The following is a 12,491-nucleotide window of genomic DNA, read 5'->3' as shown; positions in this document are numbered from 1 at the left end:
TCAGGCGGTCGCCCGCAAATCCTCGACGATCGCGCCGGCGGCCTGGACTTCGGCTTCGTGGCCGGGCTCGCGCCACGTCTCGGCAAGTCCGGCCGCGTACCATTCGCGCATGGCCGGCAGGTCGAGCAGCCGCCGCGGATAGTTAGCCGCTTCGCCTTCGAAAGTCAGGCCGTAGGACTGCGCCCTGAAGGCGATGGGGGCGAAGAAGGCATCGACGGCGCCGAAACGGTCGCCGGCCAGGAAAGGTCCGCCGAAACGCGCAAGGCCGTCGTTCCACAAATCTCCCATACGGAAGATATCGTGCTTCAGCGCGCCGGACATCGGCAATGGCGCGACGCGCACGCCGCAGCTCATCGGGCAGTCATTGCGCATCGCGGTGAAGCTCGAATGCATCTCGGCGGCGGCCGAGCGCGCCCAGGCGCGCGCCTTCGCCTCCGCCGGCCAGATGCCCTGGTGGCGTTCGGCCAGGTATTCGACGATCGAGAGCGAATCCCAGACCGCCCAGCCGTCATCGACCAGGCAGGGCACCCGGCCGTTAGGCGAGAATTGTCGGTAGAGGTCGAAACTCGATCCGCTCGGGAACGGCGTCAGCCGCTCCTCGAAGGGAATGCCGAGGACGCGCATCAGCAGCCATGGCCGCAGCGACCAGGACGAATAGTTCTTGTTGCCGATATGCAGAACGTACATCAGTCCCCTGCCCTGTTTGACGCAACCCTAGACGGAAAGCCGTCTCGAACTTTCCCTGGACGGTTACTTTATCGCGGGCGCCGGCTGGCGGACCTCGCGGCCCCTGAACATCGACCATGAATACATCGCCAGCGCCGTCCAGATCAGCGCGAAGGCGATGGCCTGGGTGGTGCCGAACGGTTCATCGAAGATCAGCACGGCGATCAGGAACACCATGGTCGGCGCGATGTATTGCATGATGCCGATGGTGGACAGGCGCAGCAGCCTGGCTCCGAAGGCAAAGAGCAGCAGCGGCACTGCGGTGACCGGACCGCAGCCGATCAGCAATGCGGTGTCGGCACCGGTGCTGGAGATGAAATGATCCTGGCCGGTGGCGATCAGGTAGACGATGTAGCAAAGCGCCGGCACCGAAAGCAAAAGCACTTCGAGCAGGAAGCCCTGGCTGGGGCCGATCGGCAGCGTCTTGCGGAAGAAGCCATAGGCGGCAAAGGAGAAGGCGAGCGCCAGCGATACCCATGGCAATTTGCCGGCCTCGACTGTGAGCACCGTCACCGCGATCGTGGCGAGCGCCACCGCGGCGATCTGCAGCTTGTCGAGCCGTTCGCCGAGCAGCACGGCGCCGACGACGACGCTGACCAGCGGGTTGATGTAATAGCCGAGCGCCGTCTCGACGGTGCGGTCGACCGCGATCGCCCAGACATAGATGCCCCAGTTGATCGAGATCAGCACTGCTGTCAGCGCCGCCATGGCAAGGCTTTTCGGCGAGCGGATCGCCGCCTTGAAGTCGGCGGTGCGGCCGGCCCAGATGAGCACCGCCGCGGCGATCGGCACCGACCAGACGACGCGGTTGGCAATCACCTCGGCAAGCGGCAGATGCGCCACCGCCTTCATGTAGAAGGGCAAGAGCCCCCAAAGGAAATAGGCGCCAAGCGCCAGGAGGAAGCCGCGGCGGGCCTTGGCATCCTGATCGAGATCGGCTGTAGCGGTGACCATGGCCTAACGCTATGGCCCAGCGGAGCGCCCAAGACCATCACAAAATTATGATGGATCAACGGAGTTTTGGTGATGGTTCAAACGGGCTGCGCAAGTTCCTCGCCCCACGGAGTGGGGAGAGGTGGCCCGGCGAAGCCGGGACGGAGAGGGGTCAGCGCCGCGGCTGACAATCACCGCTTCGGGTAAGCATTCTGGTGACCAACCTCGCGCCCTCTCTTGCATCGACTCTGGCTTCGCGAAGGTCGCCCCCTCTCCGTCCCGGCTGCGCCGGGACACCTCTCCCCCACGTTGTGGGGGCGAGGAAGGGCGGCGGCCTACTCCGCCGCCACCAGTCCGGCCATCTCGCGGTTCTTCATCAGCTTGTAGACGATCGAATCCATCAGCGCCTGGAAGGAGGCGTCGATGATGTTTTCCGACACGCCGACCGTCCACCAGCGGGCTCCAGTGGAATCGTGCGATTCGACGAGGACGCGAGTGATGGCCTCGGTGCCGCCGTTGAGGATGCGCACCTTGAAGTCGGCGAGCTCCAGGTCGACGATCTCGTTCTGGTACTTGCCGAGATCCTTGCGCAGCGCGATGTCGAGCGCGTTGACCGGGCCGTGGCCTTCGGCGACCGACATCTTCTCCTCGCCGTCGACCTCGACCTTCACGATCGCCTCGGAGACGGTCTTCAGATTGCCGTTGGCGTCGAAGCGGCGCTCGACCATGCAGCGGAAGGAGGTGACGTTGAAGAACTCCGGCAGGCCGTGCAGCATCTTGCGGGCAAGCAGCTCGAAGGAGGCGTCGGCGCCCTCATAGGCATAGCCCTCAGCCTCGCGCTCCTTGACCACTGCAATCAGCGCGTCGAGCCGGTGATCGTTCTTCGGCACGTCGATGCCGCGCCGCTTCAGCTCGGCGAGGAAATTGGCCTTGCCGCCCTGGTCCGAGACCATGACGCGACGGCGGTTGCCGACGGCTTCCGGCGGCACATGCTCATAGGTCGCCGGCTCCTTGGCCAGGGCCGAGGCGTGGATGCCGGCCTTGGTGGCGAAGGCGGAGGAGCCGACATAGGGCGCCTGGGCTTCCGGCGCGCGGTTGAGCAATTCGTCGAAGGCGCGGGAGAGCCTGGAGATTCCGGTCAGCGCCTCGGCCGAAATGCCGGTCTCGAAACGATCGGCGAAGGCGGGCTTCAGCGAAAGCGTCGGGATGATGGAGATGAGATTGGCGTTGCCGCAGCGCTCGCCAATGCCGTTCAGCGTGCCCTGGATCTGACGCACGCCGGCCTCGACCGCGGCAAGGGAATTCGCCACCGCCTGGCCGGTATCGTCATGGGCATGGATGCCGAGATGATCGCCCGGGATGCCCTGCGCGATCACCTTGCCGACGATTTCGCGCACTTCCGAAGGCTGCGTGCCGCCATTGGTGTCGCACAGCACCACCCAGCGCGCGCCGGCATCGTAGGCGGTTTTGGCGCAGGCCAGCGCGTAGTCGGGATTGGCCTTGAAGCCGTCGAAGAAATGCTCGCAGTCGACCATGGCCTCCTTGGCCGAAGCGACCGCCGCCTCGACCGAGGTCTTGATCGATTCCAGATTCTCTTCATTGGTGCAGCCGAGCGCGACGCGCACATGATAGTCCCAGCTCTTGGCAACGAAGCAGATGGCATCCGACTTCGACTGCACCAGCGCGGCCAGCCCCGGGTCGTTGGAAGCCGAGACCCCCGGCCGCTTCGTCATGCCGAAGGCGACGAATTTCGCGCTCTCAGTGCGTTTCTTCTGGAAAAACGTCGTGTCGGTCGGGTTGGCGCCCGGATAGCCGCCCTCGACATAGTCGATGCCGAAGTCGTCGAGCAGCTTGGCGATCGCGATCTTGTCCTCGACGGAAAAGTCGATGCCTGGCGTCTGCTGGCCGTCGCGAAGAGTCGTGTCGAAGAGGTAAAGGCGTTGCTTGGTCATGGCTGTAGCTCGAAAGGCTGCGATCCTTCGCCGTGGAGAGCGACGTGCATCACTATTTCCCCGCGAACCGATCGGTCGCCCGGATCAGCCGGTCCAGTATCCCGGGCTCCGAATAGGCGTGGCCTGCCCCCTCGATGAGGTGGAAATCAGCCTTCGGCCAGGCCTTGTGCAGCGCCCAGGCATATTTCGCCGGGCACGGCATGTCATAGCGGCCGTGGACGATGGTGCCGGGGATGTCCTTCAGCTTCCAGGCGTCGCGCAAAAGCTGCCCCTCCTCCAGCCAGCCGGCGTGGACGAAATAGTGGTTCTCGATACGGGCGAAGGCGATCGCGTAGTCTTCCTGGGCGAACGGGTCGCTGGTCTCGGGCTCGGGAAGCAGCGTGATCGTCTCGCCTTCCCAGATGCTCCAGGCACGGGCGGCCTGAACCTGAGCATTGCGGTCGGAGCCGACCAGCCGCTTGCGATAGGCGGCCATCATGTCGCCGCGCTCGGCCTCCGGGATCGGCGCCAGGAAGCGCTCCCATTTGTCGGGGAACATCTCGGAGACGCCGAACTGATAATACCATTCGAGCTCGGCGCGGGTCAGCGTGTAGATGCCGCGCACGACGAGCTCGCTGACACGCTCGGGATGCGTCTCGGCATAGGCGAGCGCCAGCGTCGAACCCCAGGAGCCGCCGAACACCAACCATTTGTCGAAGCCGGCCATCTCGCGCAGGCGCTCGATATCGGCGACGAGGTGCCAGGTGGTGTTCGCCTCCAGCGAGGCGTTGGGTGTCGACTTGCCGCAACCGCGCTGGTCGAACAGGATGACGTCATAGAGTTTCGGGTCGAACAGGCGCCGGTGTTTCGGCGAGATGGTGCCGCCCGGGCCTCCATGCAGGAACACGGCGGGTTTGGCGCCCTTGGTGCCGCAGCGCTCCCAATAGACGGTGTGGCCGTCGCCGACGTCGAGCATGCCGGAATCGAACGGCTCGATCTCGGGGTAGAGCGTACGCAAGGAACCGCTGTGGATCGTCATAGTTTCAAGCCCTGCTGCGGCCAGTTGGCCGTCTCGTGGTCGGGATGCTGGAAGGAGATGATCTGCTCCTGCCGCCGATAGAAGTCGGGGTCGTCAAGGATCGGCGCCTCGAAGATCTTTTCCACCCAGGGCAGGCGAACCGCGTAATTCACCTGGATCTGCGGCGCGAGGTCGGAGCGGTCGTCGAAAGCGCCGATGGCGATCTCCAGCGAGCCGGGCTGGCGATAGGTCAGCGGCGTGCCGCAGCGGGCGCAGAAGCCGCGGTCGATGTTGACCGAGGACTGAAAGTAGCTCGGCTCCTCATGGGTCCACTCGACGCCGTCCTTCGGCACCGTCACCAGCGCGCCGAAGAAATTGCCGAACTGTTTCTGGCACATGCGGCAATGGCAGATGGACGGGCGCCCGAGCTTGCCGTGGACGCGGAAACGTACGGCGCCGCACTGGCAGCCGCCTGTTCGAACTTGATCGGTCATGGTCTTTCCTCCGGCGGCCATTGGTCGGTGTCGTGATCGGGATGCTGATAGGAGACGAGCTCGGCCAGGTAAGGCGCAGACGCGATATCGGCCATCGTGTCCTCGGACGGCAGTTTGGGGATGGCGTCGACATAGGGAAGCTTTGCTTCGATGCCCCACTGGATGGTGGGCGCGATGCCGGTCGGATCATCGAAGGCGGCGATCGCCAGTGCTGTACCATCCGGTGCCTCGAAAGTCAGCGGCGTTCCGCATTCGGCGCAGAAGCCGCGCCAGACGGCGTTGGACGAGCGGAAGCGCTTCGGCTCGCCGCGCGTCCAGTCGAGCGTGGCGCCGCGCACCGAGACCAGCGGCAGATAGAAATTGCCGCTCGCCTTCTGGCACATGCGGCAATGGCAGACCGAAGCGTCACCCAGCGCGCCCTCGACGCGGAAGCGCACGGCGCCGCACTGGCAGCCGCCTGTATAGACCGGCCGGTTGTCGAGGCTCATCGCTCACTCCTGGTCATGGGCTTACTCCGCATCATGGCAGACCGCCTCGACATTGTTGCCGTCGGGATCGAAGACGAAGGCGCCGTAATAATTGGGGTGGTAGTGCGGCCTCAGGCCCGGCCCACCATTGTCCTTGCCGCCTGCGGCAAGCGCTGCCGCATGGAAAGCGTCGACCTCGGCGCGGCTGCGGGCGGTGAAGGCGACATGCTGGGTGGATTTGGGCTTGTCCGTGCTATCGCTCAGCCAGAACACCGGCCGGTCGCGGCCATAGCCGCCAACCGTGGCGCCGCCGGTATATTCTTCCGGCACCATGTAAAGCAGCGAAGCCCCCAGCGGCGCCATCACCTTGTCGTAGAAGGACTTGGACTTTTCGAAGTTGGAGACATTGATGCCGAGATGATCGATCACGGGACGAGCTCCTCCGTTTGTGGCGCGGGCGCATCGGCCAGGCCGGCCACGATGACGATGTGCTGGCAGGCATTGTCGATATCGCGGATCACGTCGTCGTTCCAGAAGCGCAGGATGGTCCAGCCTAAAGCTTCGAGCTTCGTGCTTCGTGCTTCGTGCTGCGTCGGAAGCCGAAACTTCTTCAAGGGCGTGCTGAGAGCCGTCGATCTCGACGATCAGCTTTTTGTCGGGGCAGGCAAAGTCGACGATGTATCCTGCGATAGGCATTTGGCGTCGGAATGACAGGCCCATGAGCCTATGTGCCCTGATCTCGTTCCAGAGCTTCAGTTCGGCATCAGTCATTGCCTTGCGCATCTTGCGCGCATTGCCGCGATTGGCGGGAGATACCCGATGATGGGTCATCGCGAGGCCCCCCTCTCTGTCCTGCCGGACATCTCCCCCTCAAGGGGGGAGATTGGATGTCGCCTAGCCTTTCGCCAATCGCCAACGTTGGAGATGGGACGCTGTCGCCGAAGCTGCTGATCTCCCCCCTTGAGGGGGAGATGCCCGGCAGGGCAGAGGGGGGCGCCTCGCGCCAACCTCTCCACTAAAGGAACATCCGTCCTCACCGCTTGATCTCCCAGGTCGTCACGCGCTCGCCGGTAACCGGATCCTTGCCGTCTTTCAGCTGCACCCCCTGTGCCAACAGCTCTTTGCGGATTCGATCACCCTCGGCCCAGTTCTTGGCAGCGATAAACTCCAGACGATCCGCGATCGCCTTTGCCACCGCCGCCTCGTCCACCTTGGCCGCGCCCGTATCGAAGCCGAGGAAGGCCAGCGCGGTCTTCAGCGAAGCGGCGGCAGTATTCTTATTGGCACCGGTGTGCTCAACCGCCTCGCCGGCGAGCTGCGTCAGCCGCTGGAAGGCGGTGTAGGTGGCGAGGTCGTCCGACAGCGCTTCCACCACCTCGGCCGGCAATTCTTCTGCCGCCACAGGCGCGAGGTCTGCCGCGCGCTTCCATTTGCGCAGCGTGTTTTCGGCTTCCTCAAGCTTGCGCACGGAGAAGTCGATCGGCTCGCGGTAATGCGTCATCAGCATCGCCAGCCTGAGCACCTCGCCCGGCCAGGCGCGGCTGCCGAAAGTGTCGGTCTCCAGCAGCTCATGGATCGAGAAGAAATTGCCGAGGCTCTTCGACATCTTCTGGCCTTCGACCTGCAGGAAGCCGTTGTGCATCCACACATTCGCCATGACCCTGGTACCGTGGGCGCAGCGCGATTGGGCAATCTCGTTCTCGTGGTGCGGGAAGATCAGGTCCAAGCCGCCGCCATGGATGTCGAAGACCTCGCCAAGATAGGCGGCCGACATGGCCGAGCATTCGATGTGCCAGCCGGGCCGGCCCCTGCCCCACGGGCTCTCCCAGCCGGGCTCTTCCGGGCTCGACAGTTTCCACAGCACGAAATCGCCGGGGTTCTTCTTGTGCGCGTCGACAGCGATGCGCGCGCCAGCCTGCTGCTCGTCGAGATTGCGCTTCGAGAGCTCGCCATAGTCCGGCATCGAGGCGGTGTCGAACAGCACCTCGCCGCCGGCGACATAGGCGTGGCCGCGCTCGATCAGCTGCCGGATCAGCGACAGCATGTCGGCCTTGCCGTCGGCCCGCGGCGCGACGAACTCGGTGGCGCGCGGCTCGTAGGTCGGCTCAAGGCAGCCAAGGGCCGCGACGTCCTTGTGGTATTGGTCGGCGGTTTTCTCGGTGACCTTGCGGATCGCGTCATTGAGCGACAGCTTTCCGGCCGCGATGTCGCCGCCGAAGTCGCGCAGCGCCCTGGCATTTATCTTGTCGTCGACATCCGTGATGTTGCGCACATACGTGACATGGCTTTCGCCGTAGAGATGGCGCAACAGACGGAAGAGCACGTCGAAGACGATCGCCGGACGCGCATTGCCGATATGGGCAAAGTCGTAGACGGTCGGGCCGCAGACATACATGCGCACGTTGTGCGGATCGATCGGAACGAAAAGTTCCTTCGCCCGCGTCAGCGTGTTGTAGAGGCTGAGGCCCTTCGATGCGTCCGACATGCGGTTCCCGGTCCTTAATTTGGGTTCACTGGAACCGGCTCTGCGCCGACGGCGCAAATCAGGCTCCAGCCTGCTGGCCGGGGCGTTTTTTCCGATCTGGGGAAAGATGAGGCGAAAACGTCCGGACCAGCGCGAGGCTAGCCAATAATGCAAATGCCACAAATGGCGAAAGACGTTTTCATGGGCGGCTTTATCGCGCCGGCGGGTGTTGCCGTCAAGTCGCTCCGCTCAGGAAACATGTCGTTGGGTCACAGGTAAAGACAGGCCGAAACATTTTATTAAACATGTCGGCACAGTGATGAAACATTCGCCGACTAGACCGCCAGAAGTCACGATTTGGTCGGAATCAGCCGACAAACGCTGAACACGAAACCGTTATCAGGGAGAGAATCATGGCTCGCACCAAGCAGGAACAGGACCGACAAACGCAGCCGGCTCTCGCCAGCCACTACCGCGCGATCGGCCCGGCGGCCATCGTCGCAGCGCTTCTTCACACCGCGAAGAAGAAGAAGCCGACGCAGAAGATCGTCTCGCCGCGCGCCGCCTGACAAGAACGACCGGCACGGTCCCCGATCATGGGGACGCCGGCGATGAGGGCGCAAACAAGCGCCCTGGAGATGAAGGCCCCAAAGCAGCCTCTCGAGGCGAGCAGCCTTCGCTAAAAGAGCGTCATTTGGTTTTCGTCCGCGCCGGGCTTCTGGCGCCTGGGCTTCTCGGCCTGTGGCCCGACGACGCCCCGTTCCTGAATCTCGGGCCCGGTGTTGGCGACCTTGTTGACCAGGTCTGAAACCGGAATCGCCTCGAAGAAATCGGGCTCGGCAGGTTTCAGCAGATCGAGCACGTCGCGCGGCTCCTGCGTGCGGCAATCGAGCCAGCGGGCGAAGTCGCACTCCTCGATCACCACGGGCATGCGGTCGTGGATATGGGCGATGCCGGCATTGGCCTCGGTCGTGATGATCGCACCGGTGTCCATCTCGGAACCGCCAGGTTCGGAGTAAGTCTCGATCAGGCCCGCGAAGGCAATCACCCCACCTCGCTTCGGCCGGATCCAGTAAGGCTGGCCCTTCTTGCCGCCCGACTGCTGCCATTCGTAAAAGCCGGAGGCCGGCACCAGAGCACGGCGGTGGCGCATGGCGGTTTTGAACGAAGCCTTTTGCAGCACGCCTTCGGAGCGGGCGTTGATGAGCAGCGGAAACGCCTTGGTGTCCTCGACCCAGGCAGGAATCAGGCCCCAGCGCACCAGCATCGCCTGACGATCCGGCAGGTTCGAGCCCGGCTCCCGCCGCGGCCCGGCAAGCGCCATAAGCACCGGCTGCGTTGGCGCGATGTTGTAGCGCGCCGGAAATTCCTCCAGTTCCGCCAGGCCGAGCAAGGCGGCGGTCTGGTCCGGCGTGGCGGTCAGGGCAAAGCGTCCGCACATGGATCTGGGTTCTTCGATTGACGTGCCACGAAAGTGGCGATGGAACCGCCAGGCTGCAACGGCTAAAGCTGGATTCGCCCAATCGATCCACAAAAGGCTGCAGAAAGATCGGCACGCATGGAACAGCGCAAGATCATACCGGCCGTTTCCGTCGCCGTCGTGCGCGGCGGCACCGTGCTTCTGGTCAAGCGCGCGCGGGCACCGTCGCAAGGGCTCTATGCCTATCCCGGCGGCAAGGTCGAGCCGGGCGAAACGCTGGCGGAGGCCGCTGCGCGCGAATTGCTGGAAGAGACCGGGCTCAAGGCGACAGGCTACCGGCCGCTGCGCGACATCCATATCGACGGCCATGCTGAAAACCACGCGGTCGACTACCTGCTGACCGTGTTCGGCGCTGCCTATGCCGGCGGCGAGCCCGTTGCCAGCGACGATGCCGAGACCGCTGCGTTCTACACGCTGGCGGAAATGGCAGGAATGCCGCTGGCGGGCGACGTGTTCTCGGTCGCCGAGGAATTGCTTGGGTCAGCGCAAGACACAAGGCGGTGAGCATCCAGAATGGCCTTGCAGGCGACGAAATGTTTCGCCACAAAGCCCTGCCCTTTCACCGCAAGGCTTTGATGACCCGCGCTCCCGCTTTTCTCGCCGCGTGCCTCGCCGTCAGCATGACCGTCGCAGCGTCCCCAGCGCCCGCCGCCGAGGCGCCTTTCGAGCCCGGGCTGATGCGGCTGGCGGAAGTTCTGGGATCGCTGCACTTCCTGCGCAACCTGTGTGGCGAGAAGGGCGACAAGTGGCGGGTCGAGATGGAAAAGCTGCTCGAATCGGAAAATCCCGATCCTGACCGACGCGCCCGCTTCATCGCCTCGTTCAACCGCGGCTACCGCTCCTTCAGCGGCACCTACACGCGATGCACGCCTTCGGCGACCGAGGCCATCGCCCGCTACATGAAGGAAGGCGAGACGCTGTCGCGCGACATCGCTTCCCGCTACGGGAATTGAGACCGGCTCGACCGCCGCGCGTTTTGCCCAGATTTGTTGCGGGCAATCGGCGCCAACGTGACGTGCCTTATTGTGTCCTGTCCCGCTCTGGTGCAATCATGTGTTGCACTTGCGCAACAGTATTAATGAAACGTTAGCGCGCAGTTGTGGAATTAACTCAAACTGAAGGTTTCGATGCCCCAAGCCGGTCTAATCGGCTAAGCTTGGCATCAATTGAGGGCAGTCTCGCCCGGAATGTGGATTTCGACCGTAAAAATGTCGTATTTACAAAGACTTAATTGAGACTGCGGACGAACTGACAGACCAAGCCGGATCCCTCGTCGGATCGACGCTTGTAGAAAGTGGATATCGCAATGGAACATGGTGTCAGCGACATCGACGCTTTGGTCAGGGAAGAAAAGCGGCTGACTGCCGTGGAGAGCCACAGCGAAGCGTGGGCCGAGGGCCTGTCGGCGGGCATCGAACCGGAAATCATCGCCGAAGCGGCGCTGGAGACCGCTTTCGGCGAGATGTTGCGCGCCAATGGCGAGACCTCGGCGCTTGCCCTGCTCGACCGCATGCGGGAAAAAGTGATTGCCGGCGCGTTCGAGCCGGAACGGCTGAAGCACTAGCCACCCGTTTTGACAGCGACTTTTTGATAGTGACTTTTGACGCGCCGTTTGGGCATCATGTCCATGCGCTCGGACATTCAATGTGCCGGCCGGACCGAGCCCGGGAACCATGGAGAGGCAAGCGGTGAGATTTTCGATGTCAGGTCGGCCGCGCGGGCTGGCCCTCAGCATCCTGATCGCCGCCTCCTGCCTGGCGCTGCCTCTGTGCCTTACCAGCACGCCTTCCTACGCGCTGAGCGAGATTCAGCGCGAGGACGTGCCTTCGCCGGTCACCCCGCCCGCCAATAGCGACAGCGCCGCGCCCGGCGCTGCCGTGCCGATGCCGGAGCCGCCCGGCACCAAGCCCGCGGACGGCCAGCCGGCCGACGACACCGACAAGTCGGAGCCGGAGACGCCGCCCGCCAATGGCGGCATCACCAGCCCGCGCGCAGACCCTGACGCGCCGCCGCCCGCGGTCGTCTACGACCTCAACACGCTTCCCGAACCAGTCAAGCGCATGCACGGGCTGCTCATCGAGGCCTGCCGGACCGGCGACATCGAGAAGCTGAGGCCGCTGATCGGCAAAGGCGATTCCATGACGCAACTGTCGCTGGGCGACATCGATGGGGACCCAGTCACCTTCCTCAAGAGCCTTTCGGGCGACGGCGACGGCCAGGAAATCCTCGCCATCCTGGAAGAGGTGCTTTCGGCCGGCTACGTCCATGTCGACACCGGTACGCCGCAGGAACTCTATGTCTGGCCGTATTTCTTCGCGCTGCCGCTCGACAAGCTCGATGCCAGGCAGCGCGTCGAATTGTTCAAGCTGGTCACCGCCAGCGACTATGACGACATGAAGCAGTTCGGCGCCTACATTTTTTACCGCGTCGGCATCACGCCGACGGGACAGTGGCTGTTCTTCGTCGCCGGGGATTGAATTTCGCCCTTACTCGGTAAGGCTGGCGGGACAGCGCCCCCCTCTGCCCTGCCGGACATCTCCCCCACTTGGGGGGAGATCAGATGTCACGCCGGCTTTCGCCAATCACCAACGCTGTGGGGCGAGCGAGGCGCCGAAGCTGCCAATCTCCCCCCTCGTGGGGGAGATGTCCGGCAGGACAGAGGGGGCGCGAAGAAACACGATCATAGCGGATCGTCCTATTGCCGAGGATTGTTGCGATGGCTCAGGCAGTGGTCAGAAGGATGCCGTGACCGAATTCGTCGGTCAATTTCATGATAAGCCGCTTCTCACGCGCCGTAAGGCGCTTTTGATCGACAAAGCGCCAGTCGCGTTCGTAAAGCGCAAAGGCCTCTTTCGCGGGAATAGGGCGCGCGACATCGCGGTTCCAGGCGAGCGCCTGGAGCTCAGGAAACTCCGCAGGAATGATCGGCGCAATATTCGCGGTCATAGCCCACTCAAGTAATGCAGAGCGCTTAACAA

Annotated in this window: 15 protein-coding genes and 1 pseudogene; 5 read left to right on the top strand and 11 right to left on the bottom strand. The window is 63.7% G+C overall.

Going from position 1 to position 12,491, the window contains the following annotated elements:
* The 9 genes and pseudogenes from LB535_RS17605 to cysS form a co-directional block, all read right to left on the bottom strand.
* Entirely contained in the window at positions 1 to 687 is a 687-nt protein-coding gene (locus LB535_RS17605; protein ID WP_224633107.1) for a glutathione S-transferase, read from the bottom strand.
* A gap of 63 nt (positions 688 to 750) precedes the next feature.
* On the bottom strand, positions 751 to 1,680 hold the full coding sequence (rarD, locus tag LB535_RS17600) for an EamA family transporter RarD (protein ID WP_224633106.1): 930 nt from the start codon (positions 1,678 to 1,680) through the stop codon (positions 751 to 753).
* Positions 1,681 to 1,994: 314 nt separating this feature from the next.
* Positions 1,995 to 3,611 carry a citramalate synthase gene (gene cimA / locus LB535_RS17595; RefSeq protein WP_224633105.1) on the bottom strand — a complete coding sequence of 539 codons (1,617 nt, stop codon included), beginning with the start codon at positions 3,609 to 3,611 and terminating at the stop codon, positions 1,995 to 1,997.
* Positions 3,612 to 3,663: 52 nt separating this feature from the next.
* Entirely contained in the window at positions 3,664 to 4,629 is a 966-nt protein-coding gene (gene pip, locus LB535_RS17590; RefSeq protein ID WP_224633104.1) for a prolyl aminopeptidase, read from the bottom strand.
* A complete protein-coding gene (locus LB535_RS17585; protein ID WP_095767181.1) occupies positions 4,626 to 5,102 on the bottom strand; it encodes a GFA family protein in 477 nt (158 codons plus the stop codon). The genes pip and LB535_RS17585 overlap by 4 nt, the downstream gene beginning before the upstream one ends.
* Entirely contained in the window at positions 5,099 to 5,590 is a 492-nt protein-coding gene (locus LB535_RS17580; RefSeq protein ID WP_095766961.1) for a GFA family protein, read from the bottom strand. The genes LB535_RS17585 and LB535_RS17580 overlap by 4 nt, the downstream gene beginning before the upstream one ends.
* 21 nt (positions 5,591 to 5,611) lie before the next feature.
* The gene (locus LB535_RS17575) at positions 5,612 to 5,998 is read right to left on the bottom strand and encodes a VOC family protein (RefSeq protein WP_224605357.1); all 387 of its coding nucleotides are present in this window, start codon (positions 5,996 to 5,998) and stop codon (positions 5,612 to 5,614) included.
* Positions 5,995 to 6,400, bottom strand: a pseudogene (locus tag LB535_RS17570) (endonuclease domain-containing protein). Before LB535_RS17570 ends, LB535_RS17575 begins: the two are co-directional and overlap by 4 nt.
* A gap of 202 nt (positions 6,401 to 6,602) precedes the next feature.
* On the bottom strand, positions 6,603 to 8,054 hold the full coding sequence (cysS, locus tag LB535_RS17565; RefSeq protein ID WP_224633103.1) for a cysteine--tRNA ligase: 1,452 nt from the start codon (positions 8,052 to 8,054) through the stop codon (positions 6,603 to 6,605).
* A gap of 392 nt (positions 8,055 to 8,446) precedes the next feature.
* Between cysS and LB535_RS17560 the strand changes: the two genes are divergently transcribed.
* Complete coding sequence (locus tag LB535_RS17560) at positions 8,447 to 8,602, top strand: hypothetical protein (protein WP_095766957.1); 156 nt, start codon at positions 8,447 to 8,449, stop codon at positions 8,600 to 8,602.
* A 110-nt stretch (positions 8,603 to 8,712) separates the two neighbouring features.
* Here the strand turns inward: LB535_RS17560 and LB535_RS17555 are convergent, their stop codons facing one another.
* Positions 8,713 to 9,474: an SOS response-associated peptidase gene (locus tag LB535_RS17555; protein WP_224633102.1), complete on the bottom strand. Its 762-nt coding sequence runs from the start codon at positions 9,472 to 9,474 to the stop codon at positions 8,713 to 8,715.
* 117 nt (positions 9,475 to 9,591) lie between these two features.
* Here LB535_RS17555 and LB535_RS17550 point away from each other — a divergent pair, with 117 nt between their 5' ends.
* From LB535_RS17550 to LB535_RS17535, 4 genes are all read left to right on the top strand, one after another.
* Positions 9,592 to 10,017 (top strand): NUDIX hydrolase, encoded by a 426-nt coding sequence (locus LB535_RS17550; RefSeq protein WP_224633101.1) that lies wholly within the window; start codon positions 9,592 to 9,594, stop codon positions 10,015 to 10,017.
* Positions 10,018 to 10,088: 71 nt separating this feature from the next.
* A complete protein-coding gene (locus tag LB535_RS17545; protein ID WP_224525208.1) occupies positions 10,089 to 10,466 on the top strand; it encodes a TIGR02301 family protein in 378 nt (125 codons plus the stop codon).
* Positions 10,467 to 10,819: 353 nt separating this feature from the next.
* Entirely contained in the window at positions 10,820 to 11,077 is a 258-nt protein-coding gene (locus LB535_RS17540; RefSeq protein WP_040984202.1) for a hypothetical protein, read from the top strand.
* Between the two features lie 124 nt (positions 11,078 to 11,201).
* Positions 11,202 to 11,990 (top strand): hypothetical protein, encoded by a 789-nt coding sequence (locus LB535_RS17535; protein ID WP_224525117.1) that lies wholly within the window; start codon positions 11,202 to 11,204, stop codon positions 11,988 to 11,990.
* A 244-nt stretch (positions 11,991 to 12,234) separates the two neighbouring features.
* Here the strand turns inward: LB535_RS17535 and LB535_RS17530 are convergent, their stop codons facing one another.
* A complete protein-coding gene (locus tag LB535_RS17530) occupies positions 12,235 to 12,459 on the bottom strand; it encodes a hypothetical protein (protein WP_224525119.1) in 225 nt (74 codons plus the stop codon).
* Between the last annotated feature and the right edge of the window lie 32 nt (positions 12,460 to 12,491).

Origin of the sequence: Mesorhizobium sp. CA10, assembly GCF_020165285.1 — a bacterium.
GTDB lineage: Bacteria > Pseudomonadota > Alphaproteobacteria > Rhizobiales > Rhizobiaceae > Mesorhizobium.
This window is presented reverse-complemented; position numbering and strand designations above follow the sequence as displayed.